Below are 18,627 nucleotides of genomic sequence, written 5' to 3'. Positions count from 1 at the left end.
AACGCCATGAGCGACTGGACCCCCAACTACGGCGAGCTCGATGCCGCCGCTCCCGCCTGGGCCGCCAAGCGGCCGGTGCGCATCGCCCTGCTCGGCGACTTCGGTGCCGGCGCCGCGTCCGGCCGGCTCGACACCGGCGGCGACCTCGCGCGCCACAAGCCCAAGTCGGTCGAGTTCGATTCGCTGGAAGACTGGCTGGGCCAGCAGGACCTGACGCTGACCCTGCCCATCGGCAGCAAGCGCGGCGGCGTCAAGGTACCGCTGGCCGACCTGGAGTCCTTCCACCCCGACACCCTTTTCCGCGAGCTCGACCTGTTCAGGAAGCTCAACGACCTGCGCAAGCGCCTCAACAACACCGCCACCTTCGAGAAGGCCGCCGGCGAAGTCGCCAAGCTGGCCGGCGTGAAGCGCAAGGCCTCGCGCGCCGGCCGCGGCGTGCGTGCCCGCGGCGCGGCGCCGGCCGCGGGCGCCCGGCTCGACGACTTCGCCCGCCTGACCGGCCGCGCCAGCGTGCAGGCCGAAGGCGGCATCGACGCGCTGCTGCGCGACGTCATCGGCCCCTTCGTCGTGCCGTCGGCCAAGCCCGAGAAGGCCGGCCTGCTGAACACCCTGGACGCGGCGATTGCCGACGGCATGCGCGCCATGCTGCACCAGGCCGATTTCCAGGCCACCGAGTCGCTGTGGCGCGGCGTGGACTTCCTGCTGCGCCGCCTGGAGACCGGGCCCATGCTGCAGGTGCATCTCATCGACTGCAGCGCCGAGGAGTTCGCCGCCGATCTCAGCAGCGGCGACGACCTGACGGACACGGGCCTGTACAAGCTCCTCGTCGAGCAGCCCGGCCAGGCCAAGGACGGCGGCTACACCTATGTCGCCGGCCTCTACGACTTCGAGGCCACGCCGCCGCACACCGAACTGCTGGGCCGCATGGCCAAGATCGCCCACGCCGCCGGCGCCAGTTTCTTCACCGCCATGGCGGTGGACGACCTGAGCAACCCCAAGAAGCCGCCCCACCCGCTGGTGGCCGAGGCCTTCGACGCGCTGAAGGCCCTGCCCGAGGCGAAGCGGCTCAGCCTGCTTGGTCCGCGCTTCCTGCTGCGCCACCCCTATGGCAAGCGCAGCGATCCGATCTCGTCCTTCTCCTTCGAAGAGTTCACGATGGCCGACGGCCTCGCCGGCATGCTCTGGGGCCACCCGGCCCTGCTGGCGCTGACGGCCCTCGCCGGTCAGGGCGGCACGCCGACCATCAGCGACCTGCCCTTCCACTTCTTCGTCGATGCCGATGGCGACAGTACGGCCCTGCCCTGCACCGAACGCTTCATGTCGACCACCGCCGTCTCGGCCCTGAGTGGCTGGGGCATCGCTGCCCTGGTCGCACACAAGGGCGAACCGAGCGTGCGCCTGTCGGGCCTCGGCGGCATCGCCGCTGCGGGCGCCGCCTCCAAGGCAGGCGCGCGGGCCGGCATCGAGATGAGCGTCAAGTCCAAGCTGCCCGAAGCCGCCGCCAAGCCGACGCGCGCGGCGCCTGCGGCGAAGTCCGCCAGCACCGACGACGACCTGCTCTCCACGCTCGACGTCGACAGCGGCGGCGACGACGGCGCGGGGGGCAGTGCGGGCGGCGACGACCTCGACGCGCTGCTGGCCAGCCTGGGCGGCAGCGATGACGACAGCAGCGGCGACACCCCCGCATCCGGGGGCGACGATGTCGCTGCCGACGCCGCGGCGGCGTCTGATGAGGACATGGACTTCGATCTCGATGCGCTGCTGAAGTCGCTCGACTGATCCAGGCCTGCCACCACCATCATCACTTCATCACAAGGAACCAGCGATGACCGACTTCACCAAGGAATGGGGCGACGTGTTCAACAAGGCCGAGGCCATCTTCTCGCGCGACATCGCCGCGACCAAGAAGACCAATCGACCCATCGGGGAACTGCTGAGCGAGGAGCTCGAGCCGATCCGCAAGCCCACGCCATGGTTGAGCGCGCTGATTGCCATCGACAAGATCTCGCTGAATGCCGGCAACGACCGGGAGATCGCGGCACTGCCGGCCAATATCAAGCTCTACAAGGTGGCCCTGGCCAAGGCGAGCGACGAGGCCAAGAAGCTGGACAAGGTGCTGGCCGCCAGCCAGAAGCTGCAGCCGTCGATGAAGGACAAGAACGGCCTGATGGTGCCGACGCCCATCAAGACCTTCCTGCCGGACAGCTACCGCCAGCTCAAGCTGGTGCGGACGGAGATGAACGCCATCGTCGCCCGTGCCGAAAACGGACTCAAGGGCGCCCTCAACCAGGCCGAGATGGCCAAGATCGACGAAGCCAAGGAGAAGGCGAAGGCCAAGGCCGCCGATGACGAGGGGCGCAAGGCCGCCACGGAAGAGGCCAACATGAAGAAGCTGGTGCTGCAGTTGAGCGCCAGCTTCAAGAGCAGCATGGCCAAGGGCGCCGCCGTCATCCAGCGCATCAAGGCCAGCCCCGACGTGGCGACCTACAACACCGAGATGAATGCCGGCGGCCGCGACATCTCGCAGAACCTCGTCAACATCGACAAGCTGAAGAAGAACTCCGCGACCAAGGACAACGCCATGGTCAAGAAGCTGCCCGCTCCGGGCCGCCTGGCCACCGACATCACGCCCTTCGCCAACGGTGCCAAGCGCAGCCTGAGCCCGCCGGCCGGCCCGGTGGAGGTCAAGGAGCACCTGGTGGAGTTCACCAAGCTCTACAAGGACATCGCCAAGGAATACGCCGACCTGCTGTCCGGCAAGCTCGGCTGAACAGGCTCGCCCCGGTCTGCCAGATCACGTACGCCAACTGAAGGATTGCCGACATGGACGCATTGCTCACCGAAGCCAACTGGAAGGCCAAGGGCCTGCCGCTGCGCAGCCTCAAGGAAAAGGTCTCCACCACCAAGACGGGCATTTCCGAGGCTTTGCGCGCGCTGGCCCTGGCCGACAAGGCCCTGCTCGCCGAGGTGCTGAATGCCTCACTCGCCAAGAAGATGGACCTGGCGCTGAAGGCTGCCGAAGCCGCGCTGAAGAAGCTCAAGGCCGAGGACAAGAAGCTGCAGAAGCTGCGCGACGACATGGTCAAGGCCATCGCCGACCACCGCCGCAGCCACAACGACATGCTGGGCAAGATCACCCGCGGCACCATCGGCGGCCTCCCGGGCGGCCTCAAGATGCTGCAGAAGCAGGCCACCAAGGAGTTCTCCACGGAGAACCAGCAGTTCATGGCAAGCGCCATGAAGGTGGCGGGCGACGCCGAGAAGATCATGGCCTACATGAAGACCATCGACGTGGGCTCGCTCAACATCTCCAACGCCAACCGCTGGAAGGCGCTGGAGGCCGAGCATGCCGAGTGGGAAAAGCAGGTCAAGCTCGCCATGAAGACGTCGCTGACCGATATCGCGAAGAACCAGGAAGACACCATCGGCCGCCTGCGCAACGAGTGCCTGCTGTGAGCCCGATGCCGGCGGCGGCGGCCGCCGGCTACTTCCTGACGTTGTCCAGGTCCGGTGGCGGCGTGTAGCCCAGGTCGCGGGCGCGCGCCTCGTACTGCGAGGCCAGCAGGGGCTGGCCGGTGCTGCGGAAATGCACGGCCAGCTCGTAGCTGGCGATGCCGTTGCCCAGCGCGACGGCGAACTGCATCCAGCCCTCGTAGCGCGACTGCGCCGACGAGGCGCCATAGCCCCCGGCGCCACTCTGGCCGCGGAAGCGCCAGCCCATGCGCGCCGCCGCATCCTTGTCGCCGCGACCACAACGCAGCAGGTCCTGGCGCTGGTCGACCGACATGTCGGCATTGAAGGCGAAGGCCGAGCGATACAGGCGCACGTCGTTGCGCTGCAAGGCTTTGATGGCGCTGCGCGCGCCGTCGCGGGCCACCTGCACGCCGGGCGCGAAGGGGCTCTCGGGCCGTGCCTTCAGGAAGGCCTCGGCCACCTGCAGCACCTCGGCCGGCCAGGCCAGTTGCTCCAGCTTCTTCAGCTCGGCCTCCTCGTCGATGTCGGGCACCGTGGGCGCCGCGGCACCGGCACGCTTGGGCTCGACGGTCAGGCGCACCCGGGTGTGGTCGGCAATGAAGGGGTCCTGGGCCAGTTGGCGGATGGCGGCGACCGGATGGTTGAGCATGGTCTCGCGCACATCGCTGCGCACCAGCTGCATCAGTTCGGGAAAGGTGGTCTGGTCCGACACGCTGTTCATCAGCTTGACCAGGGACCCCGTGTAGAAGGTGTTCTGCGTCTCGACGGCAGGCGCGATGGCCGGCTTGCCGGCGCCGGTGGAGAAGGTGATGAGGCAGCCCGGCGGCGCCTCGACCTGGTTGAGCCCGACCACCTCGCCGGCGCGCAGGCCGGTGCGGCAGGCATCGACGACGGCGATGACCATGCCTTCGCGCCGCGGCGGCAGGCGGCGCACGACGTCGCCGAGCAATTGCATGCTGCTGTTCTGCAGCAGCTCGCCCTTGGCCGAAGGATTGAGTCCCGCCGGCAGCAGCAGGTTGGACGCATCCACCTGCACGCCATGGCCGCTGAAGTAGAAGAACACCGTCGCATCGGCCGGGCTGGCAGCCGCCTCGGCGATGAAGGCTTCCAGCGCGCGGCGCGCGGCGGGCAGGTCCAGGTCCAGCGCCGACGTGACCTTGAAGCCGCGCCTCTCCAGCACCGCCTCCAGGTCGCGCAGGTTCTTCGGGATGGGCGGCAGGTCGAAGGGCTGGGGATAGTTGCGGTTGCCCAGCAGCAGGGCCAGACGGATCTCGGTGCTGGGCAGCGGCGAATCGGTGGCGGCGCGCGCCACCGGCCGCACGGTCAGGCCGGCACCCAGCAGCGAACCCCACAGGAAGCGGCGACGGGCGAGATGGGAAGGGGGGACGGACAAGGCGCTCATGGATTCGCAGGCTTGCAACCCAGCACCGGCTGGGCCGCGGGATCGCACAGCTCGGGCGGCTTCGCGCCTTCGCTGCCCTGGGTGGACGGCCGGCCGGGGCCGACCTCGGCGATGACGCCGGAACGCAGGCGCACGGTCACGTTCTCGGTGCGCACGGTCTCCTGGAAGCGGGCACGGCGGGCGTCCTCGGCGTCGCCGTTGATGGAGGACAGGGCTCCGGAGGCCGCCGGCGTCAGCGGCAGGACTCCGTTATAGACCACCGGGATCTCCGTTGCCTGACTGGCCCCATCGTGGAAGAAGCGATAGGTGGGCCCGCCGCTGGCCGGCTGGCTGCCGACCTTGGGGCCGACCAGCACCACGGCCGTCGAGCCCTGCGCGCCGGCCTTGGGCAGCACCGACACATAGCCGGCATTCGGGCCGGTGCTGCGGTTGCCGGTCTCGGTGCTGCCGACCTGGATCTGGATGGGCTGGCCGTTGACGGAGCCGAAGCTGCCGGGCGTGCCGAAGGCGCCGGGCGCCAGCTCCAGCACCATGCCGGGGGCCGACAGCGCCTTGCCCAGCACGATCTCGTCGAAGGGCATGCGCGCGACCAGCTTGGCGTCACCGGCGGTGGCGAGCTGGTCGGCGCGAATGTAGACCAGGTCGGCCTCGATGCCGCTGCCGCCCACCATGACCTGCTGGCCGGACACACGCACTTCGGACTGCACCGCCTGCCCCCCCTTGGCATTCGGCGACCAGGCGGTGTTGAAGGCCGCACCGCTGAGCACGGACAGCTGGCCCTTGAAGCTGTTGGCGTCCTGGGCCAGCCGCACCGAGCCGCCGCCGCTGGCTTGCACGTCGAGCCTGGCGCCTTCGGCCAGCGTGATGGCACCGGCGCTGCCCTGCAGCACGGTGGCCTCGGCGAGGGCCAGGGGCTGGCCCACGACCGGCACCTGGGCCGTGCCCTGCAGCACGGTCTTGGCATCGTCGGGTGTGGCCTTGGCCACCAGGGCCAGGCTGCCGCCCGTGAGCTGCATCTTGCCGTTCAGGGCCAGGCGATCGGCCTCGATGCGCCCGCCGTTGGACAGCGTCACGTCGCCCAGCTGCAGGCCCTCCTTGACCGTCACCAGGGCCTGGCCGCCGGCGAGGCCCAGCGGAGCGGACCCGAACTGGTTGTTGCTGCGACTTGCGTCGATCTGCGTGCCGCTCAGCGTCTGGCCGGCGGCGTTGGTGAGGGTCAGGCTGCCGGTGTAGACCTGCTCGGCGCGCGTCGTCAGGTTGCCGGCCAGCTTGACGCTGCCGGCGGCCTGCAGCGCGGCGATGGTCTCGTTGCCGCCGAGCTGCAGCTGGGCGCCGGCAGCGACCTGCACGGCGCTGGCGTCGGACAGGCGCTCGGCTGCCGTCGTGATCAGGGTTCCGCCCTGCACCTGGGTGGCGCCGCTGTAGCTGCTGGCGCCATTGTTCAGCGTCACCTGGCCCTGGGTGATGACGAGGCCGCCGTGGCCGCTGATGGCCTGGTCCAGCGTCAGCGCATCGCTGCGCGACAGGCGCAGCACGCCCTGGTTCTGGATCTCGCCCGAGCCCAGGGCGCCATTGCCGCTCAACTGAACGGTACCGGCCTCGATGACGGTGGGCCCGCTGTTGGTGTGCGCGACCGTCAGCGTCAGCGTGCCGGCACCCTGCTTGACGAGGCCGCCGCTGCCGCTGACCGTGCCGTCGAAGCGGCTGTCGCTGCCGTCTGCGCCGGCGGCCAGGCTGGCCCCGTTCAGCACCAGGGCGCCGTTGCCGTTCAGCGAGGCGACGGCCTGCCGTGCATTCGCCTGGACCTGGCCGGGCGCCTCGATGACGAGGGCAGTGGCGCCGGCCAGGGCTTGGGCCCCGTCCAGCACCAGCAGGCCGCCGTCGACGCGGGTGCTGCCGGTGTAGACGTTGGCGCCTCCGAGCGTCAACGTGCCGCCGCCGGTCTTGGTGAGGCTGCCGCCGCCGGCCATGACGCCGTCGAAGCGGCCGCTGCGGCCACTGGCACCGACGGTCAGGGTGTTGGCGTTGAGCTGCACCTGGCCGGCACCGGTCAGCGCACCGAGGTCGATGTCGGTCAGCAGCTCCAGCGTCGCGCCGCCGGCCACGTCGACGCCGGCCGACGTCGGCACGACCGGCCCCGTCGCCGCGCCGGCCGCCAACGGGCGCACGCCGCCGCCTTGCAATTGCAGCGTGCCGGCGCCGACCTGGAGGTCGCCGGCCAGCGTGTTGTGGCCCGCCAGCGTGAAGACACCCGCGCCCAGCTTGGCCAGGCCGCCGCTGCCGGTGATGTTGCCGTCCCAGCGCGTGCTGCTGCCATTGCTGCCGACGCTGAGCAGCGGGGCCTGCACGTCCACCGTGCCGGTGCCCGCCAGCGAACCGAGGCGGATGCTCTGCCTCAGCGTCAAGGTCGCGCCGCTGTCCACGGTCACGGCGCTGATGTCGTTCAGCGCGCCGGCGCTGGCGAGGGCAAGTTCGCCGCCCGCCACCCGCGTCGCGCCGGTGTACGTGGCGCTGCCGCTGAGCGTGAGGCGGCCGCTGCCCAGCTTGGTCAGCCCACCGCTGCCGTCGAGGCTGCCGCTGAAGTCGGTGTCCTTGCCGTCCAGGCCCGTGCCCAGCGTGAAGCTGCCCAGGTCGACGTGGCCGGCACCGCTGAGCGAGCCGGCGTTCTGGTCCAGGCCCAGGCTCAGCACGGCACCCGCCGCCAGTTGCACGGTGCTGGTGGATGGCAGGGCGCCGGCGCCGGTCGCACGCAGCGTGCCGGCGCTGATGTCGGTGACGCCGCTGTAGCGGTTGCTGCCCGACAGGGTCAGCGTGCCGCCGCCCGCCAGCGAGAGGCCGAAGCCCGCATCCGCGTCGCTGATGGCGCCGCTGATCGTCAATCCGCCGGCGCCCGGCACGAAGCGGGTGTCGGCCTGCAGGGTCACGGGGCCGGACAGCCCGCCGCGGCCCGAACTGTTCAGCACGCGGCCGCCCTTGGCCACCAGCTCGGCGCTCATGACGGCGCCGTCGCGCAGGTCCAGCTGGCCCGCGGCCTCCAGTTGCACCGCGCCGCTGCCGGCCTGGGCATCCGGCCCCTGCAGCACGACGGTACCGGTTTCGATGCGCGTGCCGCCACTGTAGGTCTGCGCCGTCGTCATCGTCAGGCTGCCGCCGCCCTTCATGACCAGCTCGCCCGAGCCCGACAACGGGCCCACCAGGCTGATGGCCCCCGCGCCGCCCAGTTCCAGCCGCGTCGAGACGCTGCTGGCATTGAGGCTGTAGTCGCCCTGGCTGGACAGGCTGGCGATGCCGGCACTGCCGACCGTGAAGCTGGGCAGGCTGTTGTCGGACCGGGTCAGCGTGACGGTGCCGTTGCCGGCCTTGAGGGTCGTGAGACCGGCGACCGTCAGCGCGCCGCTTTGCGTGATGGCGGCACCGGTCGCGGAGGTGTCGGCCGACAGGTTGCCGTAGCCACCGCCGCCGAGATCCAGGGACCCTGCCGAGATGATCTCGAGCTGGGTTGCATTGCCACTGACCTTGAGGCCATCGTGACGGCTGGCATCGCCGTCGCGCAGCTGCACCCGGCCGAAGCTGCCACCGGCCTGGGTCTGCAGCTCGACGCGGTTGAAGTCGTTGGCCGCGCCCTTGCTGGCCATGTCGACCGGAACGGCCGTGCCGCCATTGGCGACCAGGGTCATCAGGCCGCTGACCTCCAGCGGCCCGGTCAGCAGGATGCCCTTGGCTGCGCCGGCCGTCAGCGTGGTGCTGTGGCCGCCGCCCAGGGTCAGCAAGCCGCCGCTGTTCAGCGTCAGCGTCTTCACGTCGCCGCTGAAGCTGAGGTCCAGGGCGCTGCTGATGTTGGCGCTGTTGAAGCTGCCACCGTTGATGCCGCGCATGGTGATGCCGCCCAGCAGCTGGTTGCCCGACTGGTCCAGCACCAGGGTCGCGGTGCCACCGTCGGCCACGAAGTTGGCCACGCCCTTGACCGTCAGCGGCGCGGATTGACCGATCTTGCTGCCGCGCGTCGTGGCCGTGAGATCGCCATTGACGCTGCCGCCGCCCAGGTCGAGGTCACCGCCGGCGCTGACCTGCAGGGTCTGGGCCGTGAAGCTGCCCAGGTGCAGAGCGCCGCTGCCGTTCAGCGTCACGCCGCCCCCGCTCAGGCTGACCGCGCCGGCAAAGGCGTTGCTGCCTTCCGGCAGATCGATGTTGCCGGCGCCGGCACTCAGCGTGGACAGGCCGGACACCGACAGGCCGCCCGACACCTGGCTGATGCCGGCGCCACTGGCATTGAGGTCGCCACCCACGGCACCCGTGCCCAGGCGCAGCGCGCCGGAGCTGGAGGCCGTCAGCCCGGCCACATGGAGGTTGCCGAGGTTCAGCGCGCCGTTCGCCGTGATGACGGTGCCGCCGCCGCGCAGGTCCACGCTGCCGGTGAACGCATTGCTCGACTGGTTCAACGTGATGCCGGCACTGCCGGCATCCAGGCTGGTGCCGCCCGTCACCGACAGCGCGCCGGACTGGCCGATGGCAGCGCTGCTGGTCGCCGTCAGCACGCCGCCGACATGCCCGCTGCCCAGGTCCAGCGAGCCGGTCACATTCAAGGTCAGGCCGGCGGTGGACAGCGTGCCCAGGCGCAGGCTGGCGGCATTCGTGATCGCGCTGGCACCGCCACTCAGGTTGACGGTGCCGTTGAAATGGTTGGCCTCCGTCATCGTGATGACGGTGCTGGCCTGCAGCGTGGCGTTGCCGGCCACGGTGAGGCCGCCGCTGGTCTGCGTGATGGACCCGCCCAGGGCCCGTGCCGTCAGCGCCCCGCTGAGGCTCCCGTGGCCGAGCTGGATGCTGCCGTTGCTGGTGGCGTCCAGGCTGTTGAAGCTCAGCGTGTCGAAGTGCAGGTCGGGCTGGTTGTAGATGGTCACCGCATTGCCGACCAGGCTCAGCGCGCCATTGAACTGGTTGCCCGAATTCGACAGCGTGATGTTGCCGGTGCCCGAATTGAAGCTGGCCGTGCCGCTCACATGCAGGGCCGCGGTCTGGGTGATGGCGGCATTGCCGCTGTTGGCGACGAGATTGCCGCTCACATGGCCCTGGCCCAGGTTCACCAGGCCGGAACCGGTCACGGTCAGGTTGCCGGTCGTCAGCTGCCCCAGCATCAGGTCCACCGCGGTGTTGAGCTGGGTGGCGCCGCCCTTCAGCGTGACCAGGCCGCTCAGATGATTGTTGCTGTCGGTCAGCGTGATGGCCGCATTGCCCGCATCGACATCGAGGGCGCCGGTCAGGCTCAGCGCCGAACTCTGCGTGACGGCGCCACCGGACTTCAGCACCAGCGAGCGGATGCCGACGCTGCCCAGGGCGATCGCGCTGTTGCCGGAGAGGTGCACGTCGCGACCCGTCAGTCCGACGGCGCCCGTCCAGCTGTTGCCCCCGTCGTCCAGCGTGATGTCGGCCGTGCCGGCATGGATGCTGGCGTTGCCGGCCACGACCAGGCCGCCATTGGCCTGGCCGATGGCGGCGTTGCCGCTGCTGGCATTCAGGTCTCCGGCGATGCTGCCATGGCCCAGGTTGATGACGCCCGCGCTGATGACCGTCAGATTGCCGGTGTCCACGGCACCCAGCGTCAGCGACCCCGAGGTCTTCAGCTGCGTGTCGCCGCCCTTGAGGGTGACCGTGCCGCCCAGCCCATTGCCGTTGTTGGCCAGGGTGATGGCGGCGTTGCCGGCATCCACGTCCAGACCGCTGGCCACGCCCAGCGTCGCCCCCGCGGCCTGGCTGATGACGCCCGTGCTCTTCAGCGTCAACGAGCTGCCGCTGACATTGCCGAGCGTGATCGGGCCCGACCCCTTCAGCACCAGGCTGCTGCCCGTCAGCGAGACGGCGCCACCCCAGCTGTTGTTCACCTGGTCCAGCGCAATGCTGGCGCCGCCGGCGTTGAAGCTCGCCGCATTCGTCACGCTCAACGGCCCGCCGGTTTGCGTGATGGGGCCGGTGCTGCCGGCATTCAGCAGGCCGACGATGCTGCCGGTGCCCAGCTGCAGCGCGCCCTGGTTGCGGATCACCGTGTCGCCGCCCGTCAGGGAGACGGCGCCGTTGAACTGGTTGGCCGTCGAGCTCAGCGTGATGGCCTGGCCGCCGGACGAATTGAAGCTGCTCGTCCCCGCCACGCTGAGGCCGCCGGCCACCTGGTTGATCGTGCCGACGGCATCGACGCTGAGGTTGCCGCTGGCCGCGATGTCATGGCCCAGCGTGGCCGTGGTCCCCTTGAGCTTGACGTCGCCCCCCTTGAGCGTGCCGAAGGTGCTGAACACGTTGCCGCTGGACAGCGTCAGCGCTGCCGTGCCGGTGTCGATGTCGCCCGTCCCGACCGGCAGGATGAGGTTGGCACCCGCGACGAGCTGCAGGCCCATGTTGGCCGCCTGGGTCAGCGCGAAGAGATTGAGATTGCCGGCACTGGCGAGCGAGACGGCACCGCTGGTGACGGTGATGGGGCCCAGCAGGCTGTTGTTGATCAGGTCCAGCGTGACGTCGGCGCTGCCGGCGTTCAGCGTCGCGGCGCCGGTCACGCTCAGGGCGGCGGTCTGGGTGATGGCAGCGTTGTTGCTGAACGCGTTCAGCGCGCCGTTGATGCTGCCCTGGCCGAGGTTGAGGGCGCCGTGCGACGTGATGGTCACGTCGCCCGTGGTGTTCAGCACGCCCAGCGTCAGCGCGCCGCTGTCCGTCACGGTCGTGGCGGCGCCGGTCAGGCTGACGGCGCCGTTGAAATGATTGGTCGGCTGGTTCAGGCTGATGGTCGAGCCGGGCGCGGAGACCGTCGTCGCGCCCGTCACCAACAGGCTGCCGCCGGTCTGGTTGATGTTGCCGCCGGCCGTCGTCAGCGTCAGCGTGCCCGTGGCCGTGATGTTCTGGCTGAGGACGAGACCGGTCTGGGCCTGCAGCGAGATGTTCTTGCCGGCCAGCACCCCGCCCATGCTGAAGCTGCCGCCCAGGCTGGCCAGCGTCAGATTGGCCGAACCGGTGTTGATGCTGGCGGCCGGGCCGAGGATGAGGTTGGCACCGGCGCTCAGCGTCAGGTCGCTGTTGGACGGCTGGGTCAGGGTGAGGATCTGCAGATCGCTGCTGGACTGCACGTTCAGCGACTTGCCCACCAGGTTCAGGCCATGCCAGATGTTGCCGGTGTTGCCCAGCGCGATGTTGGCGCTGGTGGTGGCGTTCAGGTTGGCGACGCCGGCGACCGACAGCGCGCCCGTCTGCTTGATGTCGCCGCCATGCGTGCTCACGTCCAGCACGCCGCCGACGCTGCCACCCCCGAAGCTCAGATCGCCGCCGGCCGTGCTGACCGTCAGATTGCCGGTCGCCAGCGTGCCCAGCGTCAGCGTGGAGGCCGCGCTGAGGGTGCTGGTGAGCCGGGTCGCGCCGCCGGTCAGCGTGACGGTGCCCTGCCAGTCGTTGTCGGTGTCGTTGAGCGTGATGCCCGCCGCGCCGGCATTGAGGCTGGCATTGCCCGTCACGACGAGGCCGCCGTTGACCTGATTGATGAGCCCGCCCCCCGTGGCGGCCGTCAACGTGCCGTTGAGGGTGCCGGTGCCCAGGGTCAGCGTGCCGCCGGAGGTCGTCGCGCTCAAGCCGCCGCTGCTGAAGTTGCCCAGCGCGATGCTGCCGGAGCCCGCATTCAGCGTGCTCAGGCCGCTCACCGACAGGTTGCCGGCGGCCTGCGAGATGTCACCGCCGCTGCTGCCGGCGGACAGCGTGCCCGTGACCGAGCCCCGCCCGAGGGTGATGGCCCCGCCACCGGTGCCGAGGGCGAGGTTGCCGGTCGTCGCCACGCTGTTCAGCGTCAACGCGTTCGCGCCGGTGTTGAGCAGTTGCACGTTGCGGCCGCTCAGGGTGACCGTGCCGTGCAGATCGTTGGCCTGGTCCAGGGTGATGTCACCCGCGCCCGCGCTGAAGCTGGACGTGGAGGTCACTGTCAGGCCGCCGGCCGCCTGGCCGATCGCACCACCGCTGGTCGCGGCCGTCAGCGTGCCGGTGACGGTGCCCGTGCCCAGGGTCAAGGCGCCGCCATTCGTCGTCGCGCTGAAGTTGCCGCTGTTGAAGCTGCCCAGCGTGATGGCACCGTTGCCGGCATCCAGCGTGACACTGCCGTTGACCGACAGCGTGCCGGTCTGGGTGATGGCGCCACCACCGGTGCTGGCGATCAGCGCGCCATTGATGTTGCTCGTGCCCAGCTTGAGCACGCTGGCCGCCGTCAGGTTGCTGGCGATCTGCGTGGCGCGCCCCGTCAAGGTGACCGTGCCCTCCAGATCGTTGGCCTGGAGCAGCGTGATCGTGCCGGCGCCGGCGTTGAAATTGGCGCCGCCGGTCACCGTCAGGCCGCCCACGGCCTGCGTGATCGGCGTGCCGCCACTGTCGACGCCGAGGTTGCCGGTGATGACGCCGTTGCCCAGCGTGACGCCGCCGCCCGTGGCCGTGATGCTCAGGCCGTGGCTGTTGAAGCTGCCGAGCGTGACGCCGCTGTTGCCCGCCGTCAGCGTGGCCAGCCCACCGATGTTCAGGGCCCCGGCCTGGCCGATGGCGCCGGCGCCGCCGGTGCTGGCCGTCAGGCTGCCGTTGATGCTGCCGGATCCCAGCACGATGCCGCCCGTCGTCGCGCTGATATTGACGTTGCCGCCGCCGCTGAAGCTGCCCAGGCTGACGCCGCCGCTGCCCGCCGCCAGCGTGACCGAGCCGTTCGCCGTCAGGTTGCCACCCAGCGTGATGGCGCCGCTGCCGTTGGTGAGGGCGGTCAATGTCGGCAGCGTGGCGTTGCCGAGGACGATGTCCCCGCCGCCGGCGTCCAGCGTCACGCCCGTGGTGGCCGACAGGCTGACGAGCTGGTGGATGTCGCCACCCGTCGTCGACGCGTCGAACAGGCCGGTGACGTCGACGGCTCCCAGCTTCAAGGTGGTGCTGTTGATGCGCGTCGCGCCGCCGGTCAGCGTGACGGTGTCCTGGAAATCGTTGTTCTGGCTCAGCGTGATGGCGCCACCACCGACACCGGCGTGGAAGCTGGCGTTGCCGGTAACGGTCAGCGCTCCCGTCTGGTTGATCGCCGCACCGCTGCTGCTGACGCTCAGATTGCCCGACGTGAGACCGCCGCCCAGGCTGACGGCGCCATTGCTCGTCGTGATGCTGAGGCCGTGGCTGTTCAGCGTGCCCAGCGTGATCGCGGCGCTGCCGGTCGTCAGCGTGGCGTTGCCGCCCACCGTGAGGGCCCCGCCCTGAGCGATGGCGCCGCCGGTCGCGACGCTGAGCGCGCCCGCCACGTTGCCGCTGGGCAGGGTCACGGCACCACTGCCGCCGTTGATGGTCAGCGCACTGCTGGTGAGCGCGCCCAGGCTGATGGCGCCATTGCCCGTCACACTGAGGCTGCCGCCGCCGGTGTTGATGCTGCCGGTGCTGACGCTGCCGGCGGCGTTCAGCACGACGTCGAGAGCGCCGGGACCGGCGGCTATGCTGCCGCCGGTGAAGCTGATATTGCCCTGCGCAATCAGCTGCAGCGTGGCTGAGCCGGTAGGCACGATGGCAGTCTGGACGTCGATGTTGCCGGCGCCATTGTTGGAACCGGACGAGGTGGTCTGGATGGTCACCACCGTGTTGCCGGTCAGCGCGTTCTGCAACGCCCCCACATTGACCACGGCGCTGTCGTTGGTGGTGCTGAAATTGGGCGCCGCGTTCACGTTCGCGCTGTTGCCGGCGCTGATCACCACGTCATTGGGGTCGAGCAGCCACTGGCCCGGCCGGCCCTGCGGTGCGCTGGCGTCGACCTTGCCGAGCAGGTTGAGCCGCTGGCGGCCCGAGGTCTCGACCGTGCCGCCATCGCCGCCCAGCCGCCCGCCGCGCGCATAGATGCTGCCGAACATGTCCGTGCGCCCGTCGGCCCAGACGGAGACGCGGCCGCCATCCCCCTGGTCCGTGGCGTCGGCGCGCAACACGGCGCCGGCGCCTATCCAGGTCTGCTCGGCGTTGTGCACGGTGCCCAGGCCGTGCAGGCCGCCGCCCACCTGCAGGCTGCCGCCGCCCAGACGCCCCGAGGCGTCCAACCGCGCGCCATCCAGCAGCGCCAGCTTCTGACCCAGCACGGTGATGCTGCCACCGGTCTCACCGCTGGCGTCCACGCTGCCGTTGACGCTGGTGATGCCGGCCGTGCCGCCGTCGATGACGACGCGCCCACCCTGCTGGCTGAAGCCCCGGGCCTGCACGATGCCATCCATGTTCAGCACCTGACCGGCCGCACCGGCGCGGGCCTGGGCACGGGCCTCGACGCTGCCGTCGGCCTGCACGCGGCCGCTGAGCTTCAGCGAGACATCACGGTTGTCGTCGTTGCGCAGGTTGAAGAGGACGAGGCCATCACCTTCGACGTCCACCTGCACGGTGGAGGCCGCAGCCAGACCGACCCGTCTTGCCGCGATGCTGCCGCTGGCGTTGAGCTGGGGCGCCACCAGCACCACGGTGCCGCCAGGCGCGTTGATGCTGCCGTCGGCCTGCAGCGCGCCCGCGCCGGGTCCGGCGGAGAAGCGGTAGTTGCCCGCGAGGAAGGAGGTGTCGGACAGGTCCAGCGTGGAGGCCACCAGGCTGCCCGCATTCACCTGCGAGCCGCGGCCGAAGACGATGCCGCGCGGGTTGACGAGGAAGACCCGGCCGTTGGCCTGCATCTGCCCGAGGATCAGCGAAGGGTCGCCACCGACGACGCGGTTCAGCAGCATCGAATTGACGCCGGGCTGCTGGATGCGCAACGTCTCGTTGGCGCCGATCGAGAAGCTCTGCCAGTTGATGATGGCCTTGTCGCTGCTCTGCTGGATCAGGCCCGGGTTGACGCTGACCTGGCCATTCACGACCTGCGCGCCTTGCGGCAGCCCCTGGGCGACGGGGTAGGCGAGCGCCAGGCTCAGGGCCAGGCCCAGGGGCCGCATGCGGGACAGCGAGAAGGCGCGCATGGTTCAGTAGCTCCAGGAGCCCTGCGCATAAAAGCGCAGCTTGTGCGTCTCGGTCTCGCCGACGGCATGACCATGCGTGGGCGTGGCCAGGCTCATGCGCAAGGAGTAGTCGCTGCCCCGTGCCCAGACCAGGGACAGGCCCGCGCCGCCGAGGCGGGTGTGGTTGATGTAGCCGGGCTCGCGCAGCACGAGATTGGGATCGTGGCGGTACTGGATGAGAGCGCCGTCGTAGAAGGCCGCCAGCACCAGCTCGCTGGCCCAGCGGCCGAACAGGTTGGCCGGCGGCAGCCAGCGCAGCTCCAGGCTGCCGACGACGCCGTTGTCGCCCGTACCCTCGCCAGGCCCGAAGGCGCGCACGCCATTCGGGCCGCCGGCGCGGAACTGCTCGGTCGAGTCCAGGTTGGACAGGGCCCATTGCCCACGCATCGTGAAATAGGCCAGCAGCCGGTTGCTGAGCACGTTCTGCAGCCGCGAGGCCGCGAAGCTCAGCTTGCGGAAATTGGCCGCGTCATCGCTGCCGCTGGGCGTGCCGGCCGGGAAGTTCAGGCGGCCCTGAGCCAGGTTGAACTCGAAGGTGTTGACGCTGCCGGTCAGCAAGCTGTCGCGGAAGTCGCCGCTGACCCCGATGCTGGCGTCGTCCACGCGCTTCTTCGTCGACAGGGCTGCGACGTTGTCGACATACCGCTTGGCATCGACGGCACCCAGGGCGAAGAGATTGAGGTTGCGCGAACGCACCCAGGGGTAGAGGGCAAAGAGGTTGAGCGTCGTGCCGGTGCCGTCCAGGCCGAGGGGGAATTCCTTCTTGTCCAGCTGGTAGCGCACTGCCGACAGCGAGGCGCCGGCCTTGAAGCCGTCGGCACCGATGGGGCTGGTGTAGCCCAGCAGCGCGAACAGCAGGCCGCCGCCGGTGGTGGCCAGCACCGAGCCCGACAGGCCGTCGCCGCGGCCCAGCGGGCTGGCCATGATGACCTGGGCCCCGAGGCGCTGGCCACCGATGACCTTGGAGCCGTTCAGGTCGCCGTCGATGCTGCCGCTGTAGCGCGCCTCGGCGCGGGGCGTGAATTCGAGGATGGCCGTGCCGGGCGTCGAGCCGGCCTTGACCTCGGCACGCGTGACGATGCCACGCAGGTCGTTGATGAGGAAGACCGTGCGCTCGACGGCTTCCACCGTCAGCACGTCGCCCGGCTTCAGGCGCGCCAGATAGGCCTCGACGACCTCGCGCTGGACCGGCAGCCCCTCGCTCCAGTTCAGCACGACGCGGTCCAGCCGGCCCTCCAGCACCCCAATGCGCACCGTCTTGCCGTCGAAGGCCTGCTCGGGGATGTAGGCATAGCCGAGGTAGTAGCCCAGATCGCGCTGCAGGAAGCGGGTCACCTCGTTGGCGGCATTGACCAGGTCCTCGAAGCTGCGCTCCTTGCCGACGAAGGCCGCCGTCAGCCGCGGCAGGGCTTCGCGCAGGGCCGCGGGTGCGTCGGGCGCGAGGCTGTACGCAGTGACATCGATCTTCAGCTCGTCGTCCGGCTTGCCCAGCTCGCGGGCCACGGCGGGGCGTTCCGGCGGCAGCTCGGCGTTGCGAACCGGCTCCACGGGGCGGGCCAGCTCGGCGGGCGTCGGCACCACCGTCGGCGTGCCGGCGGCCCAGGCCGACGCGCAGGCGAGCAGCGCAGCCAGGAAGCTGAGCTGGGGCAGGACGCGACGGAAGCGGGGGGCAAGCAGCACGGGCGAGATCCGGAACAAGGCAAGGCGAACGGCGGCGCAAGGTCTGGCCGCCCCACGAAGCTCAAGTCCGGGTCGCGGCCTGCCATCGACCTGGCGGTCGCACCCGTGGTGAGTCACGAGGGCGGCGTTTGAGTTCCGCGCCCGTCCCGCAAATGAGCGGAGGCCCCTGGCGCAATGACGTAGGCTGGCGGCTGTGGGATCTCCACGGCTACCGGATCCGCCATGCCGAACTGGTTGGGAGCCGGCCTTGCGGCCGCCCTTCTCCTGCTGACGTCCACCCTCAGCCGCGCCGGCGAGCCGCTGCGGGTGGCGACCTACAACCTGCGCCTGAACCTGGCCAGCGACGCGCCCAACGACTGGCCCCATCGCCGCGCCCACGTCAAGGCGCTGATCCAGTACCACGACTGGGACCTGTTCGGCACCCAGGAGGCCCTGCCTGAGCAGGTGGCCGACCTGGAGCAACTGCCCGGCTATGTGCGGGTGGGCGTTGGCCGCGACGACGGCGCCGGCCGCGGCGAGCACGCCGCCGTCTTCATCCGGACCGCAAGGCTGGAACTGCTGCGCCAGGGAACCTTCTGGCTCAGCGAGACGGCGGAGCGCCCCTCCAAGGGCTGGGACGCCCGCTGCTGCAACCGCATCGTGACCTGGGTGGAACTGCGCGACCGCCAGGCGCCCCAGGCTGGCAGCTTCTACCTGTTCAACACCCATTTCGACCATGAAGGCGTGATCGCCCGGCGGGAATCGGCCCGGCTGCTGATCAGCCGCTGGAAGGCCCTGGCCGGCGACGCGCCGACGCTGGTGATCGGCGACTTCAACGCCGCGCCCGGCAGCGAGCCGGTGCAGTTGCTGCGCGCCGCGCTGCTCGACGCCCGCGACACCAGCCGCACCCCGCCCTATGGTCCGGACGGCACCTTCCAGGGCTTTCGCATCGATGCGCCGCTGCCGGCCCAGGAACGCATCGACCACATCTTCCACACGCCAGGCATCGAGGTGCTGAAGTGGGCTGCGCTGACCGATTCCTACCAGGGCCGCTTCCCGTCGGATCACCTGCCGGTGCAGGCCGTCGTGCGCCTGCCCTGA

Annotated in this window: 7 protein-coding genes; 4 read left to right on the top strand and 3 right to left on the bottom strand. The window is 70.3% G+C overall.

Features of this window, described 5'->3' with window-relative positions:
* Positions 1-6: 6 nt before the first annotated feature.
* The 3 genes from AC3WOE_RS26895 to AC3WOE_RS26885 are packed head-to-tail and all read left to right on the top strand — an operon-like array spanning position 7 to position 3,456.
* Positions 7-1,779: a type VI secretion system contractile sheath domain-containing protein gene (locus AC3WOE_RS26895; protein ID WP_492694922.1), complete on the top strand. Its 1,773-nt coding sequence runs from the start codon at positions 7-9 to the stop codon at positions 1,777-1,779.
* Between the two features lie 46 nt (positions 1,780-1,825).
* Positions 1,826-2,770, top strand: coding sequence for a hypothetical protein (locus AC3WOE_RS26890; protein ID WP_492694920.1), 945 nt, complete (start codon positions 1,826-1,828; stop codon positions 2,768-2,770).
* A 53-nt stretch (positions 2,771-2,823) separates the two neighbouring features.
* The gene (locus AC3WOE_RS26885; RefSeq protein ID WP_492694919.1) at positions 2,824-3,456 is read left to right on the top strand and encodes a hypothetical protein; all 633 of its coding nucleotides are present in this window, start codon (positions 2,824-2,826) and stop codon (positions 3,454-3,456) included.
* Positions 3,457-3,484: 28 nt separating this feature from the next.
* Here AC3WOE_RS26885 and AC3WOE_RS26880 read toward each other — a convergent pair whose 3' ends face one another.
* The 3 genes from AC3WOE_RS26880 to AC3WOE_RS26870 are packed head-to-tail and all read right to left on the bottom strand — an operon-like array spanning position 3,485 to position 17,547.
* Positions 3,485-4,876: a caspase family protein gene (locus AC3WOE_RS26880; protein ID WP_492694917.1), complete on the bottom strand. Its 1,392-nt coding sequence runs from the start codon at positions 4,874-4,876 to the stop codon at positions 3,485-3,487.
* On the bottom strand, positions 4,873-15,828 hold the full coding sequence (locus AC3WOE_RS26875) for a two-partner secretion domain-containing protein (protein ID WP_492694915.1): 10,956 nt from the start codon (positions 15,826-15,828) through the stop codon (positions 4,873-4,875). The genes AC3WOE_RS26880 and AC3WOE_RS26875 overlap by 4 nt, the downstream gene beginning before the upstream one ends.
* A 3-nt stretch (positions 15,829-15,831) precedes the next feature.
* Positions 15,832-17,547, bottom strand: a complete 1,716-nt coding sequence (locus AC3WOE_RS26870) for a ShlB/FhaC/HecB family hemolysin secretion/activation protein (RefSeq protein ID WP_492694913.1) — start codon at positions 17,545-17,547, stop codon at positions 15,832-15,834.
* Between the two features lie 222 nt (positions 17,548-17,769).
* Between AC3WOE_RS26870 and AC3WOE_RS26865 the strand changes: the two genes are divergently transcribed.
* A complete protein-coding gene (locus AC3WOE_RS26865) occupies positions 17,770-18,627 on the top strand; it encodes an endonuclease/exonuclease/phosphatase family protein (protein WP_492694911.1) in 858 nt (285 codons plus the stop codon).

The sequence above is a fragment of the Roseateles sp. FW305-36 genome, assembly GCF_058787015.1.
This window is presented reverse-complemented; position numbering and strand designations above follow the sequence as displayed.